Here is a 19,329-nt window from a genome sequence, read left to right on the forward strand (position 1 = left end):
AACGATAAAACGGGTTAAAACCTTTTGATACATTCATAATTCGCGCCATTAGGATGCCTATGACTCTGTATCAGTTCAAAAACATTATCCACCCTGCCCAGCTCTTTTTTGTCATAACTTCGAAGCATCTTTTCAAAAGCCGCTTTATTTTCGACGGATTTTACCCGCATCAATGTTACGTGAGCCGTGAATTGTTTTGTCCCGCCCAGAGAAAAAGCATCGTTTAGAGATGCGACAAGCGAGGTTAGTTCTGAACTCTCGCTTTTTGCGTAAAATATTTTGTTAGATGTAAAATAATCCAGTCCGCAGAGTTTAAAAGAGTTGATAGGTACAAGAAGCGGCGGAACTCTTTCAAGCAGTTCTTCGATGCTGAACTTGTTAGCAAAGAAACCGACAGTGACGTGCAGATTTTCAATCGGAGTCCAGCGTCCTGTGACGAGTCCGCCAAAATCGCTTTGAATCTTTTCATAATCGTTCAACTGTGCTTTTAAGGACAGGAACAGAGGATTCATCAGATCTCGTTATCTTTCCAAGCCGTCACCGCTTCGATGAGCGTTTCAAAACCGCCGACTTTTCCGATAATGAACACCTCGTCAAAAACATAGCAGCAGACGTTGCCGTTTGGTTCCAGCATAAAGATCGCATACTCGTCGTCACGTACATCTTTTGAGATCACCCGCATACCGTCGACCATGTCGTTAAGTTCGACTATCGCGTCATACTCGACATCAAGCAGTTGTTTGCCGTTACTCGTATATACAGCCATTTGTATCCCTTGAAATCATTTTAGACAGAGTAAGCAAGATGTATTCTCAAAGTGAAAAGAGGTGCTATAATGACACTGTTTCTTTAATAAGGATATAAAAAAATGTCATCTCTTCATCATTTGCGGCATATCAGATGATAGTATCTTTTAGCGAAGGGTTTTTACTGGGTCTTGGCGCCGCCATCCCTTTGGGTCCCATCAACATCCTCATCATGAACAACGCCTTAAAAAGCTACAAGGCGGGGGTTGCTCTTGGTTTTGGAGCCATGAGCGCGGATATACTTTATCTGTCTTTAATCCTAGCCGGATTTCTCAAACTTTTCAACAACCCGACGCTTTTAAATATCATAGGGATTCTCGGGAGCTCTTTTTTGCTCTATCTTGCATACGACATTTACAAGAACAGGGCGAAAAAAATAAAACTGCACACCCAGCCTGTCCCGATCAAGAATCTCTCCAAGATCTATATGCAAGGGCTGTTGTTAACGCTTCTAAATCCCTACACCGTCGTATTTTGGTTTAGTATCGCGGGCTATGCCGCAACGAAAAACCTAAACACCGGTTTTACCATACTGGGCATGATCAGCGCCATCACTCTTTGGACAACTTTAATGCCCTATCTGGTTCACAGGACAAAGCACAAAATATCTCAAAGTGTTTCAACCTATCTCAGCATTTTTTCGGCACTCATTCTGTGCGGGTTTGCTTTCTCACTTTTTGTACATGTAATTTTTTAAACTGCCAAAAATACTAAAAAATAAAGGGTATAAATCCAAGCAAAGCTTGGAAATAAAAGAAGTCAAAGAGAAAGATTACGCGTTGTAGTTTACTTGTTTTTCCAGGCTCATTGCACCGTCGAAAAGCGTTTGCTCATCGTATGCGTTTGCAATGAACTGTAAGCCTATCGGCATACCGTTTGCTGCGTTGGTGACAGGAAGCGAGATAGCAGGAAGTCCCGCAAGGTTGATGGAGATCGTGTAGATGTCGCTTAGATACATCTCTATCGGGCTGGAAAGTTCGCCGAACTTGTTTGCCGTTGTCGGAGCGACAGGCGAGAGGATCAGATCCACGTCTTCAAAAATTTTCGCATAGTTGTCTTTGATAAGGTGACGTACTTTTTGCGCTTTTACGTAGTAAGCATCGTAGTACCCTGAAGAAAGTACGAAGTTTCCAAGCATGATACGGCGTTTTACCTCATCGCCAAACCCTTCGCTTCTTGTCTGGATGAAAGTGTCTTCAAGGTTTTTGCCCACTTTACGGTTACCGTAACGGATACCGTCGTAACGTGCAAGGTTCGTGGTCGCTTCTGCGGTTGCGGTGATGTAGTAGGCAGAGATGTCGTATTTCGGGTTCATCATCTCTTTTTCCACGATGGTATGACCCGCAGCTTTTAACGACTCGACTGCATATGTATACGCTTTTTGTACATCGTCGCTTGCATCTTTTACATACTCTGGAAGTACCGCGATACGCAGTTTTCTCTCAGGGTTCAGTTTGTCGCTGACTTTTTCGCATGCGATGTTCGCACTTGTAGAGTCTTTTTCATCGTAACCGCAGATGATGTCGTAAAGGATCGCCGCATCTTCGACGTTTTGCGTCATCGGCCCGATCTGATCTAAACTAGAAGCATATGCGCCAAGACCGTAACGGCTTACACGCCCGTAAGTCGGCTTCATCCCTACTATCCCGCAAAACGCGGCAGGCTGACGGATAGACCCGCCCGTATCGCTTCCAAGAGCAGCGATAGCAAGACCCGCAGCCACGGCAGCAGCGCTTCCGCCCGAACTTCCGCCCGGTACGCAGTCGCGGTTCTTAGGGTTTAATGTCTTGCCGTAAAAACTGCTCTCAGTCGTAGAACCCATAGCGAACTCGTCCATGTTCGTACGTCCAAACGGACTAAGACCGGCGTTTAACATCTTTTCGATGACGGTTGCGTTGTATGGAGCGATGTAGCCTTGAAGGATATTCGAGCCCGAAGTCACGGACCAGTCTTTTACCTGAATGTTGTCTTTTATGGCGATAGGCACGCCCTCGCCTACATTGTTTACGTCTATGTATGCGTTTAGCTCCGGATCGGCTTGTATTTTGGCTTTGAGGGAGTCTTTAAATTTGTTTAGTTCGTCTTTGCTTAGGGATAATGCTTCTTTTAATGTAATCACCGGTTTTCCTACAATGTAAAAATTATTTTTTGTATTATATCGAAATGTGTTTATTGTTTTCTTTTATGCTGTTTTTTACTTTTAGCAAAACTCATGATAAAATAAAATATATACAAAAAGGGAGTCCGTATGGATGCTCAAACATCAGTTTTTGAAACCATAGATACACTCGGGTATCCGATATTAATACTCAAATATGCAGATGAAAGATACGATTTCGTCTATGCCAACAGCACTTTAAAGAGTTTGGCATCCATAACCGAAGAGCAGCCGATCTCCGAGCCTATACAATCATTGATACGGCATATTCCAAAAAAAACCGACGGAACCTCAAACGCTTTACATAATTTTGAGATCTTCGGTTCTCTTTATACCATCTATTTTAACCGTAACGGTGACCATCTTTTTGTCATCTTCATCGAACTGCAGTTTCAAGAACTTTTTAAAAGCATAACCTTTGACGCTCATGACATCGACTATAAACCTATTATCGTCATTCTTGATACCGACGGCGCTCTTGTAGATGCAAACGAGTCTTTTTTAAATATTGTAAACAAGCAAAGAGAGGATGTCCTTCATCAGAGCTTTTTCGACCGATTTATCCCCGGCAACCGGGAAAAACTCAACGGCTACCTGCAGGCACTCTGCTCGGATGATATACCTCATCAGCATTTCATAACACCGCTTAAAGGAAGTAACGACAAGCTGTACCGGATCCAATGGCAGGTCTCGACAATGAAAAAAGCAGAGCAGACATACATCGTCGCTATCGGCAATGACATCAGCAAGTATGTCGAAGAGAACTGTGAACTCAAACGCGAACTTACAAGCATCAAAGTCGGATTCGATTTTTTCCCGATGGCAGTGGGGTATATGGATGCAAAAGGGATTTTCATCACGATGAATCCCAAGTTTATAAAGCTTCTAAAAATACCAAAAGAGAAAAAACATCTCCATTTCAAAGAGATACCTCTTTTGAAAAAGCATATAGACCTTCGACAGATGAACGAGTATATAGAGCTTATCAAAGAGATGCACTATAATTTTGAAGAAAACGGTGAAAAGTACAGAGTTGATGTCCGCGCGCTGCAAAGTCCCAAAAAGAAGATCAAGCTCTATATCTTCGTCATTCAAAAGAATTAAGCCGAATTCTTAGCTTAACAATTTAGTTGTGAACAACGTTTAAAACAGCATTTGCCATATCATTAATAAATTGATAGTTTTTAAAAGGCATTATATCCGATGCAGACATTTTTGACTGGATCAACATAAGATCCCAAACCTCTTTATCTTCATTGGGAGTTTTTAAGCTCAACAAAACAGTATAAGTCGTCGAACAGGTCTGATAACAAAATACATGTTCTCGCACGGGAGTGATGATCAATGTATAGTAGTTTTTTGAAAAACTTGGCGGACATAGATCTTTCTTGGATGTCATTGCTATGCCCGGTACATTTAAAGTTGCAAAATTTGAGTGTAAACCTTTATTTTTAAAATCAAGAGGCATACGCTTTTCGATATCTTTTCCCAATCTCTCTATTTGAGGATGAGTCGGCGCAGTGAGGGCTGAAAGTTTTTTTACATCCGTCGGAGCAGCCAAAGGAAAAGTTCTATAAAGGATATTGATACCTTGTGCATGAATACCTTCTTTTGGCGCATCTTTCAAAACAATCGATTTAGATGAACATCCGCTTATCAATATAAGCATAATGATCAATATTGCATTTGAAACTAATTTCATTTAGCACCTGCAAAAGCCGCACTGGACAACATCATCAAAAGCATCATAAACAGAACTTTTTTCATAGAATCTCCTTGGAGTCCGGGATAAGTTTCCTCTTTACTGCTGAGCAGATTCCTGCTGTTTTTTGATCTCTTCGCGGACATGGTCCATATCAAGTACTTTTACCTGTTCCATAAGATCTTTCAAACCCTCTTCAGGAAGAGCACCCGCCTGATTAAATACAAGTACCTGCTCTTTTAAGATCATCGTAGTAGGAATCGAACGGATCTGAAAGTGACCTGCCAATCCTTGTTCCTCTTCCGTATTAACTTTAGCAAAAACGATGTCTGGGTATTGCTCCGATACTTTTTCGAAAACAGGTCCAAAAGACTTACAAGGTCCACACCACGGTGCCCAAAAATCTATAATTACTATATCGTTTTGTGTAACGGTTTTATCAAAATTTTCTTGTGTCAATTCAATTGTTGCCAACGGTCATCCTTTTATTTGTGTTAGACCGTACTATACCATATGAAATTTAACTTGAGCATAATCGAACAATCATAACCGCAATGTGAAGCTGCTTAGTAGACCCACGGTAGCAAACGATAGCGTACGCGCTGAACATACTCCCGATACCCCGGCAGTTCCTCATGAAGAGTCCTGTCTTCCAGAGCCGTTCTGATCACGGTAATGATGAGCGCCGCCATGGCGGGGATGAGTATCCACACCGAGCTAAAGGCAAATACCATGCCCGGAAGTGCCAGCAGATTTCCGGCATAGCCGGGATGGCGCACAAACCGATAAGGGCCGCTATCGCAGACCGCATGTTCCCCATCCGTTTGAATATACACTGCAGTGAAGAAAAAGCGGTTCTCTATGAAAGCCCAGGTAGCAAACGCGTACCCAAGTGCAATGAGAACGAGACCGAAAATGTTCAGCCATGTCCAAAACTGAGGTGTCCACGCATAGCGGTGATCGAGTCCTGCAACGATGACAAGAGGAAATGAAAAACTCACCGCCATCAGCGGAGCCAGCACCTTATCCCACGGCTTTGCATTTCGCAGCTTTTCAAAATTGACCCGTTCTGCCAGAAGTCCCGGATGTCTCTGTTCAGTCAATATACGCCCCCCGATGCCGGTCACTAGGAGCAAAAAGGAGTATACCCACCCCTGCCACCATCCGAGTTCCCCTCCGAACGCTAAGAGCAAAAAAGGGATAAGAAAATAGACCAGAATCATACGAATCCACTGAAAGGGAGTCATAGTCTGAACGCTCTGTTGATCGCTTGTCTGTGATGTCATAGCCTCTCCTCTTTGCAACTATTTTAACGTTTAAAGTGAGTAGTCAGAAGGTAGATATTCAACTCCTAAGGTGTAATTTAACTATTTCTTACATGTAAAAAAAAATAATTAAGTACGCTGTTCCCGGAATTTAGTTTTACGGATCAAGGTAGAGGTTCTTGGCCGTGATTACTGGCATATCATTAAGCTTCTGACATCTAGCAACTAGCTCTGGAGACAATCCATAATCATATGGTTTCTTGACTCGATTTAGCAACGTTTCATCCCAGAACCAACTCATTCGCAATACTTTTTCTCCCGGTGACCATCGCAGTTTAGTCCCGTTTAGTTCAAGAGTAGCGATGGCAACTTCCTGTTGCTCAGCGTAATATGAACTGGCGTACATGACCTTATACTTATTGCCTGGTAATACTCTTCCGACTAAGAGAGAGCGATCAATGCGGTTTGTACCCATTAGCGAGGAGCTCAGCACACCGCACACTTTTTCACGATCATGCACCAAGGTTATTGCGATATACGAGGGCTCCGTCCAAGTGCCTTTAGGCTCGGATTTATACCAGTACTCCTTGAGCTCAACTGCGTGTGACTCTAACGCCACGAGAGTAAGTCCAACAGCAACGATATATCGAACGGGCAAAGTAATCTTATTATCTTTCATCGTGGTGTTTCCATGCGCCCAATATTTGATGATTGCTGTTCTTAATACTCATCTTTCTTCTCCTCGTAGTAAAGATAAATCGCAAGTTAGGATTCTCATGGAAGAGCGTAAGCTTATAGACAACCTAACTATTTATTCACCAAATATTATATATAGATTAACTGAATATTAACTAAGTATATAAACAAAAAAATGAGATTAGAGTGGAAAAAAGAAGCAAAGCCTAATGCTTCGCTTTTTTGCCTTGTTTTACAAGAGCTACACCGATGCCGATGATGACGAAGATGACGCCTATAGTTTCGATGATGAAGCTCATCTCTACAGGACGAGAGAAATCAGGCATTTACTACCTTTGCACAACGATCACAGACGCACTCTTCGTTTACCGCTTGGAACTTCCAGCATCTTGGACATTTTGCTCTTGTCGCTTTTACGACTACGAACTCATCGCCATCTACCGTGAAGTGATCGAGCTCTTCATCTGCAATGTCATTGTTGTTCACGCTTGAGACTACGAACCAGTCTTCAGCTTCAAGAGCATTCATAGACAAAAGTATCTCTGAACCTGTGGATATCTCCACTTCCAGAGTGTTTTTGATCTTCTTCTCTTTTTTCAAGACATCGACGATCTCGAAGAACGCGTCTCTTGCTTTTAGCATATACGCTTCGTTAAAGCCCGAAGGCTCTGCGTTTAGAGGCGTGTACTCAAGGTCAAAGATATCTTCCGCGTCGCCTTTTACGACAGCCGGAGCGTTTTCAAGGATCTCATCTGCCGTATAAGTGAGAATAGGCGCTACGATAGTCAAAAGCGATTTTGCGATGAGTGCAAGTGCGCTTTGGGATGAGCGTCTGTGCATATCGTCTTTTGCGTCACAGTAGAGCCTGTCTTTGGTTATGTCGATGTAGATACCGCTCAGATCGTTAACAATGAAGTTGTTGAGCAGGCTCATCGCATGGACGAAATTGTACTCTTTGAAATCCTTCATCACGTCTGCGAACACTTTACTCGCTTTTTCAACTATCCATCTGTCCAGTATGCCCATATCTTTTACGTCTACGAGTGTTTCAAGGTCGTTGACGTTTGCGAGCATAATCCTAAACGTATTTCTCAGCTTGCGGTAGTTTTCCGCTATCTGTTTTAAGATGTCGTTTGAGATCTTAAGATCACCCTGGTAGTCGCTTGATGCGACCCATAGTCTGAGTATCTCGCTTCCGAACTCTTTTAGAACCTTGTCAGGGGCTACGACGTTGCCTTTGGACTTACTCATCTTCTCACCCTTGGCATCGACCGTGAAACCGTGGGTAAGGACCGTCTTGTAAGGCGCTTTGTGTTGTACCGCCGCACTCAAAAAGAGTGAAGACTGGAACCATCCGCGGTGCTGATCGCTACCCTCTAGGTAGATATCCGCAGGGTATTCGCCCGCATCGTAGTTACGAGATTTCAGTACCGCGTTCCAAGTCGAACCAGAGTCGAACCAAACGTCAAGGATGTCGTTCACTTTTTCAAGCTCTTCGGGCTTGTAACCGCTTCCCGGATAAAGAAGCTCTGCGATATCCATAGAGTACCACACGTCGCTTCCCTGCATCTCAAATATCATCGCCACGAAGTTGAGCACTTTTTCATCCAGCAGTACCTCGCCCGTCGCTTTCACTCTGAAAAATGCGATAGGCACACCCCAGTCACGCTGACGGGAGATACACCAGTCGGGACGGTTTTCGACCATTGAGTTCAGACGGTTGCGTCCGCTTGCCGGATAAAAAGCGGTCTTTGCCACTTCATCCGCCGCTATCTGGCGCAATGTCTTTTTCTCGCCTTCAGGCGTCTCGTCCACCGAGATGAACCACTGTTTTGTAGCTCTGTAGATAAGCGGTGTATGGCTTCTCCAGCAGTGCGGGTACGAGTGCACAAAACGGCTCACATGCAAGACGCTCTCGCCCAAAAGTTCGATGATGGCTTCGTTTGATTTGAAGATATGTCTGCCTACGAACTCCTCTGCGTTAGGGATCAGCTTCAGTCCTACGACCGTTTCGTCGTAACATCCCGTTTCATCAACGGGCATGATCACTTCAAGGTCATACTTCAGACCGACGCGGTAGTCGTCCTCGCCGTGACCCGGTGCAGTATGGACCGCTCCCGTACCGTTGTCCATAAGGACATGCTCGCCGAGTACCAGAGTCGAATCTCTGCCGTTTAGAGGGTTGATCGCTTTTAGATTTTCAAATACCGTCGCATCGAAAGTACGCGCGATCCCGCTTTTTAGTATGCCCGCTTTTACTAGTGCATCGTGCAGTTTTTCCGCGACTATGTAGCCGTCGGTCGTCAATGCGTATTTTTCATCGGGATGCAGCGAGATACCCGTATTTGAAGGGATGGTCCAAGGAGTCGTGGTCCAGATGACAAACGCCGCTTTTCCCTCTATGCCCGCTTTTGCTTTTGCATCGTCGCTGAGTTCAAACGCGATGTAGATAGAGTAGTCCTCTTTGTCCTGATACTCTACTTCGGCTTCGGCAAGCGCAGTACGCTCCGCCCAGCTCCAAAAGACCGGCTTTGAACGCTCGATGAGAAGCCCTTTTTGCGCTACTTCGCACAAAGTTCTGTAGATATTCGCTTCGAACTTAAAGTCCATGGTGACGTACGGATTTTCCCAGTCTGCGATGATACCCATCTGTTTAAATTCACCGCGCTGGATGTCGACGAATTTTGCGGCATGTTGGCGGCAGAGATGTCTGATCTCTGCTGTGCTTAAAAGCTCTTTTTTCTGTTTTCCGCCCAGTTTTTTCTCGACCTGCTGTTCGATCGGAAGACCGTGACAGTCCCAACCTGGAGTCAGGCGAACCGATTTTCCTGCAAAATAGTTTTGTTTTACGATAATATCTTTTAATATTTTATTGAGTGCGTGGCCGATGTGAATGTTTCCGTTTGCGTACGGAGGGCCGTCATGAAGCGTAAAAGACTCTCTTCCTTTACGTTTGTCTTTCATCTTTGTGTACACATCTTTTGCGTACCAGGATTCATATCTTATAGGCTCGTTTTGCGGAAGGTTTCCACGCATGGCAAAGTTTGTTGTAGGTAAAAGAAGGGTATCTTTATAGTCCATTTAGACCTCATTATCATTATTAAAATCGTTGGATTATACCTTTAAAGTGTTTAAAACAGACTGATATGGTATAATCCATCATCTTGTTCATAAGGTTTTATCGATGAAGTTTAACGTTTTGTTTGTCGGCAATAAATTCTCAAATAACACTTATCTGAAGGACTACATATTAAGAGAGATAAACAAAAAAATATCTCATATAGACTCTATAACCTTTTACCTTGAAAATGACAACTCCCTGTTTTTGCATCTGGAACGCGAGCTCTCGGTTGATACAAAACTACTCATTATCACGACAAAACAAAATTTCAGCGTGATCGGTAAACTTTTATGCACCGTAACCGCTGACAATCAGATACTCAAAGAGAACATGCTTCTTCCCTCCATGTGTACCGTTTTTGAAGATCAGACCTATCTTTTAAACTACAAAAACAGCACTGTCAACGTCTTGCATTGCGACGAGCTCACAGAGTTTCCAAGACTGCTTTTAGAAGATGAATACTCCAGTGCGACCATACACCTCTTCGGAGAGGACAGAGAGAGCGCAAAAGCGCTTATATCGCCCATAGCCCAGACAAACGAAGTAAAGATCGATATCACCGACGTAGTAGAAAACTGGCTGCGCATCGACGTAACAAGCAAAAAATACGGGAACATCACGCAGTTCATCTCTTCGACAAAGCAGCTTCTCAGCTCAAAGATCATAGCCGCATCCAACATCCCCGCATACATGATAGAAAAGATGCACTATGCCCAGAAAAAAGTGACTTTTTCGGAAAGCTGCACGGGCGGGCTTTTGGCGTACATGTTTACAAAAGAGAGCGGAGCGTCCAATATCTTTGACGGATCGCTTGTTACTTACTCCAATGCATTAAAAGAGAACTGGCTTGCCGTCGAACATAGTACGCTTGAAAAACATGGCGCGGTAAGTGCAGAAGTGGTCCAAGAGATGAGCGACGGAGCGCTCAACGTCAGTTACGCAAACTACGCAGTCGCGATAAGCGGTGTGGCGGGCCCTACGGGAGGCACGGAAGAAAAGCCTGTAGGAACCGTTTACATCAGCGTAAGAAGCAGAGAACATGAGAGTACTCAGAAGCTTTCACTCAAAGGCGATAGAAGATATATACAGGAGCAAAGCGCTTTGTATGCGATAAAAATGCTCCTGGAAATCGATAAAAAACTTTTTTTCGCAAATTGACGAAAAAGACTTGACAAAAAGGTGCATTTTACATATAATTTCGCCCTCACAAGCAAGTGAAAATCCGTCTCGTTAGCTCAGTTGGTAGAGCACGTCACTTTTAATGATGTGGCCGATGGTTCGAGTCCATCACGGGACACCACTTTTAGTTTATACTTCGTTAAATTTCAACTCACGTACTTTTTTGTACGCTACGTTAAAATTTGCCTTGTCTAAACAAAAAAACAACGGCGCATGCAGCGGTAGTTCAGTTGGTTAGAATACCTGCCTGTCACGCAGGGGGTCGCGGGTTCGAGTCCCGTCCGCTGCGCCATCAATTAACAAAGGGCGCTTAGCTCAGTTGGTAGAGCGCTACCCTTACAAGGTAGATGTCACTGGTTCGAGTCCAGTAGTGCCCACCATTTATTTAAAAGCCTTTTGTTTATGAAAGTGACCCTTTCGTCTAGTGGCCAAGGACACTATCACTTCATGGTAGGAACAAAGGTTCAAATCCTTTAGGGGTCGCCATCTTGGTGTACTAAACCATTCCTTTACGAAGGGCGCTTAGCTCAGTTGGTAGAGCGCTACCCTTACAAGGTAGATGTCACTGGTTCGAGTCCAGTAGTGCCCACCATAGATCTTACATACTTAGATGCAGCTTGTAATAAAAGTGTTTCTTTAAAGGCGCAAATGCAGCGGTAGTTCAGTTGGTTAGAATACCTGCCTGTCACGCAGGGGGTCGCGGGTTCGAGTCCCGTCCGCTGCGCCACCCTTTTGTTTATATTCTGCAAACTGTAAATACTCTTAAAATAATCTACAGTTATCTTTTGTTATAATAACAAAAATAAACATACTCAATCTCAGCAGGTACTTAATGAATGTTCAAAAATTAAAATTAGCTACGATGTTTTCTATTATGTTTGCAGGTGCATTCATAACCATCTCGGCAATCTTCTACTACTACGGATACGTAAAACAAAAAGAATCTTTGACGGTAAATCTAAAATCGCAAGCCACGGCGGTACTTAACTTTGCCGATGTTTTGCTCGACTCGAGAAATGAAAAGTTCTTCAGCGGTGAATCTACCGAGATACCTCAGATAATCCAAAACGAGGTGTTTGACAGATTTACCGATCTTTCAAAAGGGAAGGTCTTTTTTAAAGAAGCGTCAAAAACACCTACAAACATAAAAAACAAAGCGACCGCATACGAAGCGGCGATAATCGACAGATTTCAAAACGACAAAAAGGTCAAGGAGATAGAGGAAAATATTGTCGATTCAAACAAAAACTACTATATATTGGCCCGTCCCATCGTCGCGGAAGAAAAATGTAAGATGTGCCACCCTACATGGACTCCCGGAGACGTGATCGCGATTGAAGATGCCAGGATCGACCTCAACGATTTTGACACGGCCATAAACGACAACATCACCCTTACTATCATTACGGGCATCATCAATATAGTCATCATCCTTCTTCTGACTCACTTTTTGTTTAGCAAATATGTATCAAGACGTATAAACAAACTTTTAGAGGTCATCTTGCGGGTTGAAAAAGGAAACTTTGTTATCGATGATATCGTAAAAGACGAACTCCTTCAAGAAGAGGACAACGACAACGAGATAGACAACCTCTTTATCCATCTCGATCAGATGGTAAAAGCATTAAAACCCGTCATAGAAAATGTCGTGAACGAAAGCAAGCATATGGCGTTTAATGCAAGTTACGGATATGTCAAGATCGATCAGACCAATGAACATGTAAGGATACAGCATCACTCGCTGCACAGCACAAAAAGCAAGCTTTACGAGATCGTCGAAGACAACGACAAGATGCAAAGTACCCTCGCCAGAATGCTCGAGAGTTCGGATAATTCCAAAGAGATCGTAAGCAACAGCCAAAAAGAGGTCTCCAAAAACCTTAAACAGGGTTCTGAAGCGATCGAATCTATGGAAAACACTACCGTTACGGTACAAGATCTCAAAACATTCTCCAGCGAGATCTCCAAAATGATGGACGTTATCTCCGACATCGCGGATGAAACGAACCTCATTTCCTTAAATGCAGCCATCGAAGCGGCGCGCGCGGGAGTCCATGGAAGAAGTTTCGCCGTCGTTGCGGACAAGATCCGCGAACTTGCAGAGGTCTCGCAGAAAAATGCGGATGATATCGAAGAGGTCCTCAACAAAATAGACAAGCAGATAGATAATGTTTCGATAAGCGCGCTGAACTCTAAGAACAGTGTCGTCTCTTTGGTGGAGAGTTCAAATATCATCGATAAAAACTTCGAAGAGATAAAAAACAGCTTTAATCTCATCTCAAACTATCTTGTCGAGTTCAACACCCAGTTCAGCGAAGAATCGGTGATGTTAAACGACATGAACCATGAACTTCAAAAAGTGGAAGAATCGAGCAAGGTTCTTGTAGACAATGCCGAAGATTCCAAACATATCATGAAAGACACGGCAGACAAGAGTGCATCGCTTAAAACGCTTGCGGACGGATTTGAGGTCGTTCTAAACAGCAGAAGCGCGAAAAGAACCGTGATAACGCCGCCGTTAAAAGCAAGAGACGGCAATGCCAACTGTATCTATATATTCGACTATTCCCATAACGGCATCTCTTTTTACGATGTCGATAAAAATGTCAAAAGACAAAAAGGCGACAAGATCGTATTTGTCACCAAAGAACCGCTTGACAACAAGACCGAGTTCGAATGTGAGATAGTCTATATCAGTCAGGAAGCTATGCAGGGTATCTTCTTCTACGGAACGAAGCTACTCTAGCCTTTGATTGACTTTTGAAAACTTAAAAAACTGTTTGAGGGTCTTTAGTGAGCTTCTTTCGTTGAGCTCCTTGGTCAAGGTCGTACCTATCTCCCGTGAGAGAACGATAGAACCGAGTTTGTTGAACTGCTGTCTCATGGCCAAAAATACTCCGCTGCAATCGCTGTTGCTGTGAGAACACATCAGGATGATCCTTTCATTGAACAGCACCCTGAAATCTGCGTCGGCTCTTGATATCCAGGCGACCGCATTTGAAAGTACAGGAGGAATGGAGCCGTTATATGTGGGAGCGACTACGATGTAAGAATCAACCTCTTTCATCTTTTCCATCAATGCGTAAACCTTTTGGGGAATGCCTTCGTTTATTTCGACATCCATATCGTACAGCGGCAGTTTGAGTTTCATGATGTTGACTATCTCCGCTTCGGCATCCAGAGTTGCGGCCTGCTCTTGCAGTCTGAGCGCCAGTTTTAGATTCTCTCCCGAACTGGCAAGCAGGATCAGCGTTTTCATCATACCGCCTCAAAGATCATTTTTTCTGGCTCGTGTTGAAGATATTGGCTATGTCTATGGGAAACGGAAAGACGAGAGTGTTCGTCTTATCGTTGGAGATATCGCTCATAGTCTGAAGATAACGCAGCTGTATCCCCAGATCGTTCTGGCTCAGTTTCTGAGCCGCCGCCAAGATGTTCTCACTCGCTTCAAGTTCGCCTTTTGAGTTGATGACCTTGGAGCGGCGTTCACGCTCCGCTTCGGCCTGTTTGGCAATAGCACGGATCATACTCTCGTCAAGATCGATATGCTTGATCTCTACGTTTGATATTTTGATTCCCCAAGCATCGGTACGTTTGTCGAGAATCTCCTGAATATCGGAGTTGAGGCGTTCGCGCTCTGCAAGCATCTCATCCAGTTCATGTCCTCCAAGAACCGAACGCAGGGTTGTTTGTGCGAGCTGGCTCGTCGCATCGTGAAAATCCTCCACCTGTATGATTGCTTTTTCAGGGTCGATCACCCGAAAATAGACCACGGCGTTTACATGCACGGAAACGTTGTCATGCGAGATGACGTCCTGAGTCGGGACATCGAGGACTATGGTACGAAGATCGACTCTGACCATCTGCTGCACAAACGGTACCAGGATGATGAGCCCGGGACCCTTGATACCCGTAAAACGCCCGAGCGTAAAGACCACTCCGCGCTGGTACTCCCTCAAAACACGGATAGACATCGCCAAAAAAGCGAAAACGAATATGAAGATATACACTCCGATGATAGGTATGTTTAAGAACATGATCTACTCCTTGGTCGGTTCGACTCTCAATGTAAGGCCGTTAAGACCTACGACTTGGACATTCTGCCCTACTTTCAGTTTTTCTCTGCTTACGGCGTTCCATAGCTCGCCGTGAGACATGATACGGTAACCCGTCTCACCCACATCGACCACCTCCGCAAAGGAGCCGATCATCTCTTCGGCACCGCTGACAACCTTGGCCGATCTCGCTTTTAAGAACAGCTTCACGACCATGATAAAAAAAGCAAGGCTCACCAGACTAAAAGCTATCACCAAAGGAACGGACACGCTGTTACCCAAAGTCTTTGCATCGAAAAGCAAAAGAGAACCGAATGCAAAAGATACCACTCCGCCGATGCCTAAAACACCGAATCCTGCCACAAAGACCTCTATTATCATAAAAGCGATACCCAAGATGATGAGAAACAATCCCGCAAAGTTAAAAGGGATCATATTCAGCGAATAGAGCGCCACCACTCCCGAGATTGTCCCGATCACACCCGGAAGCACCGCACCTGGATTCATCAGTTCAAAAAATATTCCATACACCGCTATAAGCAAAAGGATATACGCAATGTTGGGGTTGGTGATTACATATAAGAACTTCGTCTTCCAGTCAGGCTCATACTTCGATATGATGCTGTTTTGTGTGTTTAAGGTGAGCGTGTTGTTCGAGACTTTTACCGTTTTGTTATTAAGCATAGCGATAAGTTCGCGAGGATTCTCGGCGATATATTCAATAACGCCGAGCTTTAAAGCCTCTTTTGCCGTGATGCTTTTTGCGTTTTTTACGGCATCCAGCGCCCACGGTACGTTTCTGCCGTTTAGTTCGGCGAGGCTCTTGATGTATGCCGCGGCATCGTTCACCGCTTTTCTCTCGGGAGCCGACATCTCGTTTGTCGCCGGATGCGAAGGTATCAGGCTTATGGGCGTGGCTGCGCCGATGTTTGTTCCCGGTGCCATAGCCGCGACATTCGACGCATACATGAGGTACGTCCCCGCACTCGCGGCGCGCGCACCTTTTGGATAGACATACATGACAACTGGAATATGACTGTTGGCGATATCCTGGATCATTTCGCGCATAGAGGTGGAAAGACCGCCGGGAGTATCAAGTTTGACGAGTATCATCTCGGCGTCTTCACGCACCGCCGTTTCGATACCGCCTTTTAAGTATTCGCTGCTCGCAGGACCGATAGCGCCTTTTATCTCCAGCTCAACTATGACCGAAGATGCGGCAAAAAGCGGTGATAATAAAAGAAATAGCAGTAAAAGTAATTTTTTCATATCTATACACCTCGCTTTTAAATATTCTACAGTGCATACGAAACAATAACGATTACTTATAATATCAGAGTTATCTCCCCAAAGTCAAGCCGCTTCTACCCGATCTCTACCATATCGATGGCTTTGTCCGTCAGGCAGTATGTCTGGATCCCGTCATCATGCAGATTCATGCATTCGCTCAGGCAGCCTGCATCCAAAAGCGTCCCTATGACCCTGTCGACCACCTCCTGTCTCAAGCCCAGATACTCTGCGATATCCTCGGCATCATACAAGTTGTAATTATCTTCATCACTTAGATTATATATGGCTTTCATAACACTTTTTAAAATACCCGTCATACAATATCCTTTCCTTGATCAGCTCGCTTCTTCTAAAGAGCACTTAAAACAGTTCACCCTGTCATCGCACTGGACGCACGCGGGAGCGGTCTGTCCGATCTGGTCGTAAATGAACTTTTTCCATAGCTTGTCTTTTGGTTTTTTAGCAGCAAATGCGGGAAAGTTCTTTTTCATGAACCTGCCCATCTCCGTTCTGCTTTTAAAGCCAAGATCCTGATACAGATGGTTCATCTTCAGTGACTCGTGCGCTACCCAAGGCGCTAAGACGCTTTGCGCAAAAGCATTGACACCGTAAGAGTGCAGAAGCGAACACACCTCTTTTTCTATAGTCTTTAGGTCGATCATCTTTTATCTCCGTCATGCCGATTGCATATTTTGTTCTTCTTTAGCCTTGTTAAAAGCTCAAAGGGACATCCAGTTCTCATGCGTATGTCCTTTTCTCTTTTCGTTCAAAAGATCCGTGAGTGCTTGCAGGCAGGCGTCATAATCGACCTCATCGACTATCTCCGGTACGATCTCCTTATACGCAACCTTGCCCTCTTTGTCTATCAAAAAAACAGCCCGTGCCAAACGGTTTTTGAGTTTTCCTTCACCGATGAGAATTCCGTATTTTTTGGCGAAATGGCGCTCTTCGTCTATGACGATCTCCGCACCGTCTATACCTTGGGCTTCTTTATACCCTTTTAAAAACTCCGCATCATCGGTAGTGACCATGACCGCACTTACCCCTTTGATTTTTTTGAGCAATGTATTAAACTTTTTTGCACCCAATGAGCAGACTTCGGTCTTAAGCGAGGGAATGGCGATGAGCAGCTGGATGGATGGGGCGATCATGCCGATCACGTTGGCAGTGCCGTCGAGTTTTGTTATGCGCGCGGCGGGGGCTTCTTTACCGATAAAGAGCTCTTTGCCCAAGAGTTTCGTAGGCGTTTTATGTACCGTTATTTGCATATTCACCTCTCTTTTCATGTTTCTTTATTCGATGATATATGCATAAGGCATTCTATTTAAAATACAACAAAATGGTCATTTTTTATACAACATTTTTGTAGAACCCGTTTGGATTCTCTATATAATTTTGTTATATCAATTTAATAGTTGGACAGTATGTATAACCAGATAAATATATCAAACAGCGAAGATTGTCAGGCGTGTGCCCTTACATTTGCATACAACGAGATCAAGATCCTTTACGATATCGCGGTGATGCTCTCAAGCAGTACCGACGTGAACGAAAGCATAGAAAAAGGGATGCGTCTGCTAAAACGCAACTCGTATCTGGAGCGCTGCAGCCTCTTTCTGCTTTCCGAGGACAAAAACACGGTAGAACTCTACACCTCCATAGACACGACGCCCCAACAGCGTAAAATGGCGGTCTACAAGCTGGGAGAAGGCGCTACGGGACTTGCCACGCAGAGCTGCGAACCCGTCGTCATAGAAAACATCCACAACAACATCAACTATCTCAACAAGATGGGTATCGTAGACACGAAATCGATCTCTTACGTCGCCGTGCCGATCATGCAGGACGAAGCGCTTTTCGGGGTCATCTCCGCGAACATAAACAAATCTTCCGTGCTGAGTTTTGACGATATCGTGAGGATGCTTACCATCGTGGGTTCGCTCTTTTGCGGAACACTCGCCATACAAAAAAGGTTCGTACAGGAAAAAGAGAATCTCACCGATCTAAAAACGTACTACAAAGACCAGGTGCTGAGCGAATACAAGTTCGAGAACATTGTCGGCAACAGTACGAAGATGCAGCATATCTTCAGTCTTTTAGAGACCGTCGCGCCATCGGATGCCACCATCTTGGTGCGCGGTGAGACGGGAACGGGAAAAGAGCTCATCGCCACGGCGGTGCATAACCTCAGCAAAAGAAAAAACGGCCCCTATATCAAACTCAACTGTGCGGCTATCAGCGAGACGCTTTTGGAAAGCGAACTTTTCGGACATGAAAAAGGTGCGTTCACCGATGCCAAAGAGATGCGTAAAGGACGTTTTGAGCTGGCCGACGGCGGTACGCTTTTTCTTGATGAGATAGGCGACATCACGCCCGCACTTCAGGTAAAACTGCTGCGCATCCTTCAAGAGCAGGAGTTCGAGCGCGTTGGCGGAACGAAGACCATCAAAACAAACGTGCGTCTGGTAGCGGCAACTAACCGCAACTTGGAAAGCATGGTGGCAAAAGGGGAGTTTAGAGAGGATCTGTTCTACCGTCTCAACGTCATCCCCGTCAACCTTCCTCCGCTCAGAGAGCGCTACGAAGATGTCAAGCTCCTTATAGAACACTATCTGCACAAGTTCATGAAAGAGCACCGCAAGAACATGAGCTTCAGTAAAGCAGCACTCGAAGTTCTGCAAGACTATCCGTGGCCGGGAAATATCCGCGAGCTTCAAAACACGATGGAGAGGATCGTGCTGATTTGTCCAGAGGGCGTCATAATGCCCGAGATGCTAAACCATGTCCTGCCCTTTAACTACCAAAAGCTTTACATGGAGCCCGCACCCGTAAATACGCCTCCCGAGCCGATTTTGGAAGAAAAATCGCTGCAACCGAACCCTCAGCCAAAAAAATCGGCACCGGTCACAAAGATGAACCTGCAGGAGCTGGAAAAAGAAGCCATACTTCAAGCCCTCATAGACAACCGCGGCATCCAGACAAAAGCCGCTGCGCAGCTGGGCATGACGGCAAGACAGATAGGCTACAAGATTAAGAAATACGATATCGACCTCTAAC

The 19,329-nt window shown here is 44.7% G+C and carries 19 protein-coding genes and 6 tRNA genes; 11 read left to right on the plus strand and 14 right to left on the minus strand.

What is annotated here, in order from left to right; genetic code table 11:
- Nucleotides 1-14: 14 nt before the first annotated feature.
- Together WCY03_RS07615 and WCY03_RS07620 are read right to left on the minus strand one after the other, a co-directional pair.
- The gene (locus tag WCY03_RS07615; RefSeq protein ID WP_345991720.1) at nucleotides 15-512 is read right to left on the minus strand and encodes a hypothetical protein; all 498 of its coding nucleotides are present in this window, start codon (nucleotides 510-512) and stop codon (nucleotides 15-17) included.
- On the minus strand, nucleotides 512-766 hold the full coding sequence (locus WCY03_RS07620; RefSeq protein ID WP_345991722.1) for a hypothetical protein: 255 nt from the start codon (nucleotides 764-766) through the stop codon (nucleotides 512-514). The genes WCY03_RS07615 and WCY03_RS07620 overlap by 1 nt, the downstream gene beginning before the upstream one ends.
- 134 nt (nucleotides 767-900) lie before the next feature.
- Between WCY03_RS07620 and WCY03_RS07625 the strand changes: the two genes are divergently transcribed.
- Nucleotides 901-1,503: a LysE family translocator gene (locus WCY03_RS07625; RefSeq protein WP_345991724.1), complete on the plus strand. Its 603-nt coding sequence runs from the start codon at nucleotides 901-903 to the stop codon at nucleotides 1,501-1,503.
- A gap of 75 nt (nucleotides 1,504-1,578) precedes the next feature.
- Here the strand turns inward: WCY03_RS07625 and gatA are convergent, their stop codons facing one another.
- Nucleotides 1,579-2,925 carry an Asp-tRNA(Asn)/Glu-tRNA(Gln) amidotransferase subunit GatA gene (gene gatA, locus WCY03_RS07630; protein WP_345991726.1) on the minus strand — a complete coding sequence of 449 codons (1,347 nt, stop codon included), beginning with the start codon at nucleotides 2,923-2,925 and terminating at the stop codon, nucleotides 1,579-1,581.
- A 129-nt stretch (nucleotides 2,926-3,054) separates the two neighbouring features.
- On the opposite strand from gatA, the gene WCY03_RS07635 reads away from it, so the two are divergent.
- Entirely contained in the window at nucleotides 3,055-4,068 is a 1,014-nt protein-coding gene (locus tag WCY03_RS07635; protein WP_345991727.1) for a PAS domain-containing protein, read from the plus strand.
- 22 nt (nucleotides 4,069-4,090) lie between these two features.
- On the opposite strand, the gene WCY03_RS07640 is transcribed toward WCY03_RS07635, so the two are convergent.
- From WCY03_RS07640 to ileS, 5 genes are all read right to left on the minus strand, one after another.
- Entirely contained in the window at nucleotides 4,091-4,666 is a 576-nt protein-coding gene (locus tag WCY03_RS07640; RefSeq protein ID WP_345991729.1) for a hypothetical protein, read from the minus strand.
- A gap of 99 nt (nucleotides 4,667-4,765) precedes the next feature.
- Nucleotides 4,766-5,140 (minus strand): thioredoxin, encoded by a 375-nt coding sequence (trxA, locus tag WCY03_RS07645; RefSeq protein ID WP_345991731.1) that lies wholly within the window; start codon nucleotides 5,138-5,140, stop codon nucleotides 4,766-4,768.
- A 92-nt stretch (nucleotides 5,141-5,232) separates the two neighbouring features.
- Nucleotides 5,233-5,952 (minus strand): isoprenylcysteine carboxylmethyltransferase family protein, encoded by a 720-nt coding sequence (locus tag WCY03_RS07650; protein WP_345991733.1) that lies wholly within the window; start codon nucleotides 5,950-5,952, stop codon nucleotides 5,233-5,235.
- A 136-nt stretch (nucleotides 5,953-6,088) separates the two neighbouring features.
- Nucleotides 6,089-6,610: a hypothetical protein gene (locus WCY03_RS07655; protein WP_345991735.1), complete on the minus strand. Its 522-nt coding sequence runs from the start codon at nucleotides 6,608-6,610 to the stop codon at nucleotides 6,089-6,091.
- 335 nt (nucleotides 6,611-6,945) lie between these two features.
- Nucleotides 6,946-9,708, minus strand: a complete 2,763-nt coding sequence (gene ileS / locus WCY03_RS07660) for an isoleucine--tRNA ligase (protein WP_345991737.1) — start codon at nucleotides 9,706-9,708, stop codon at nucleotides 6,946-6,948.
- Between the two features lie 103 nt (nucleotides 9,709-9,811).
- Between ileS and WCY03_RS07665 the strand changes: the two genes are divergently transcribed.
- From WCY03_RS07665 to WCY03_RS07700, 8 genes are all read left to right on the plus strand, one after another.
- Nucleotides 9,812-10,906: a CinA family protein gene (locus WCY03_RS07665; protein WP_345991739.1), complete on the plus strand. Its 1,095-nt coding sequence runs from the start codon at nucleotides 9,812-9,814 to the stop codon at nucleotides 10,904-10,906.
- A 66-nt stretch (nucleotides 10,907-10,972) separates the two neighbouring features.
- A tRNA-Lys gene (locus WCY03_RS07670) sits at nucleotides 10,973-11,048 on the plus strand.
- Between the two features lie 94 nt (nucleotides 11,049-11,142).
- Nucleotides 11,143-11,219, plus strand: a tRNA-Asp gene (locus tag WCY03_RS07675).
- Between the two features lie 12 nt (nucleotides 11,220-11,231).
- Nucleotides 11,232-11,307 (plus strand) — tRNA-Val (locus WCY03_RS07680).
- 30 nt (nucleotides 11,308-11,337) lie between these two features.
- Nucleotides 11,338-11,413: transfer RNA gene (locus WCY03_RS07685), tRNA-Glu, on the plus strand.
- 30 nt (nucleotides 11,414-11,443) lie between these two features.
- A tRNA-Val gene (locus WCY03_RS07690) sits at nucleotides 11,444-11,519 on the plus strand.
- Nucleotides 11,520-11,577: 58 nt separating this feature from the next.
- Nucleotides 11,578-11,654 (plus strand) — tRNA-Asp (locus WCY03_RS07695).
- Between the two features lie 105 nt (nucleotides 11,655-11,759).
- The gene (locus tag WCY03_RS07700) at nucleotides 11,760-13,673 is read left to right on the plus strand and encodes a methyl-accepting chemotaxis protein (RefSeq protein WP_345991740.1); all 1,914 of its coding nucleotides are present in this window, start codon (nucleotides 11,760-11,762) and stop codon (nucleotides 13,671-13,673) included.
- On the opposite strand, the gene WCY03_RS07705 is transcribed toward WCY03_RS07700, so the two are convergent.
- From WCY03_RS07705 to WCY03_RS07730, 6 genes are all read right to left on the minus strand, one after another.
- Nucleotides 13,665-14,186, minus strand: a complete 522-nt coding sequence (locus tag WCY03_RS07705; protein WP_345991741.1) for an NAD(P)H-dependent oxidoreductase — start codon at nucleotides 14,184-14,186, stop codon at nucleotides 13,665-13,667. The two genes, WCY03_RS07700 and WCY03_RS07705, sit on opposite strands and share 9 nt — an antisense overlap.
- Nucleotides 14,187-14,202: 16 nt before the next feature.
- Nucleotides 14,203-14,964 (minus strand): slipin family protein, encoded by a 762-nt coding sequence (locus WCY03_RS07710; protein WP_345991743.1) that lies wholly within the window; start codon nucleotides 14,962-14,964, stop codon nucleotides 14,203-14,205.
- Between the two features lie 3 nt (nucleotides 14,965-14,967).
- Entirely contained in the window at nucleotides 14,968-16,251 is a 1,284-nt protein-coding gene (locus WCY03_RS07715) for a nodulation protein NfeD (RefSeq protein ID WP_345991745.1), read from the minus strand.
- 95 nt (nucleotides 16,252-16,346) lie between these two features.
- Complete coding sequence (locus WCY03_RS07720) at nucleotides 16,347-16,589, minus strand: hypothetical protein (protein WP_345991747.1); 243 nt, start codon at nucleotides 16,587-16,589, stop codon at nucleotides 16,347-16,349.
- Nucleotides 16,590-16,607: 18 nt separating this feature from the next.
- A complete protein-coding gene (locus WCY03_RS07725) occupies nucleotides 16,608-16,934 on the minus strand; it encodes a nitrogen fixation protein NifQ (RefSeq protein WP_345991748.1) in 327 nt (108 codons plus the stop codon).
- A 57-nt stretch (nucleotides 16,935-16,991) separates the two neighbouring features.
- The gene (locus tag WCY03_RS07730) at nucleotides 16,992-17,540 is read right to left on the minus strand and encodes a redoxin family protein (protein WP_345991750.1); all 549 of its coding nucleotides are present in this window, start codon (nucleotides 17,538-17,540) and stop codon (nucleotides 16,992-16,994) included.
- Nucleotides 17,541-17,696: 156 nt separating this feature from the next.
- Between WCY03_RS07730 and WCY03_RS07735 the strand changes: the two genes are divergently transcribed.
- Nucleotides 17,697-19,328, plus strand: coding sequence for a sigma 54-interacting transcriptional regulator (locus WCY03_RS07735; RefSeq protein WP_345991752.1), 1,632 nt, complete (start codon nucleotides 17,697-17,699; stop codon nucleotides 19,326-19,328).
- The last annotated feature ends 1 nt before the right edge of the window (nucleotide 19,329 follow it).

The organism is Sulfurimonas sp. HSL-1716 (assembly GCF_039645975.1).
In the GTDB taxonomy this organism is placed as follows: Bacteria; Campylobacterota; Campylobacteria; order Campylobacterales; family Sulfurimonadaceae; genus Hydrocurvibacter; species Hydrocurvibacter sulfurireducens.

Bases quoted from the DNA above. Each gene is read 5' to 3' on its own strand.
- WCY03_RS07730 (WP_345991750.1), bottom strand. From the start codon at position 17,540: ATGCAAATAACGGTACATAAAACGCCTACGAAACTCTTGGGCAAAGAG.
- WCY03_RS07715 (WP_345991745.1), bottom strand. From the start codon at position 16,251: ATGAAAAAATTACTTTTACTGCTATTTCTTTTATTATCACCGCTTTTT.
- WCY03_RS07655 (WP_345991735.1), bottom strand. From the start codon at position 6,610: ATGAAAGATAATAAGATTACTTTGCCCGTTCGATATATCGTTGCTGTT.
- WCY03_RS07615 (WP_345991720.1), bottom strand. From the start codon at position 512: ATGAATCCTCTGTTCCTGTCCTTAAAAGCACAGTTGAACGATTATGAA.
- WCY03_RS07650 (WP_345991733.1), bottom strand. From the start codon at position 5,952: ATGACATCACAGACAAGCGATCAACAGAGCGTTCAGACTATGACTCCC.
- WCY03_RS07725 (WP_345991748.1), bottom strand. From the start codon at position 16,934: ATGATCGACCTAAAGACTATAGAAAAAGAGGTGTGTTCGCTTCTGCAC.
- WCY03_RS07640 (WP_345991729.1), bottom strand. From the start codon at position 4,666: ATGAAATTAGTTTCAAATGCAATATTGATCATTATGCTTATATTGATA.
- WCY03_RS07735 (WP_345991752.1), top strand. From the start codon at position 17,697: ATGTATAACCAGATAAATATATCAAACAGCGAAGATTGTCAGGCGTGT.
- WCY03_RS07625 (WP_345991724.1), top strand. From the start codon at position 901: ATGATAGTATCTTTTAGCGAAGGGTTTTTACTGGGTCTTGGCGCCGCC.
- ileS (WP_345991737.1), bottom strand. From the start codon at position 9,708: ATGGACTATAAAGATACCCTTCTTTTACCTACAACAAACTTTGCCATG.
- WCY03_RS07720 (WP_345991747.1), bottom strand. From the start codon at position 16,589: ATGACGGGTATTTTAAAAAGTGTTATGAAAGCCATATATAATCTAAGT.
- WCY03_RS07710 (WP_345991743.1), bottom strand. From the start codon at position 14,964: ATGTTCTTAAACATACCTATCATCGGAGTGTATATCTTCATATTCGTT.
- WCY03_RS07665 (WP_345991739.1), top strand. From the start codon at position 9,812: ATGAAGTTTAACGTTTTGTTTGTCGGCAATAAATTCTCAAATAACACT.
- WCY03_RS07635 (WP_345991727.1), top strand. From the start codon at position 3,055: ATGGATGCTCAAACATCAGTTTTTGAAACCATAGATACACTCGGGTAT.
- WCY03_RS07705 (WP_345991741.1), bottom strand. From the start codon at position 14,186: ATGAAAACGCTGATCCTGCTTGCCAGTTCGGGAGAGAATCTAAAACTG.
- WCY03_RS07620 (WP_345991722.1), bottom strand. From the start codon at position 766: ATGGCTGTATATACGAGTAACGGCAAACAACTGCTTGATGTCGAGTAT.
- WCY03_RS07700 (WP_345991740.1), top strand. From the start codon at position 11,760: ATGAATGTTCAAAAATTAAAATTAGCTACGATGTTTTCTATTATGTTT.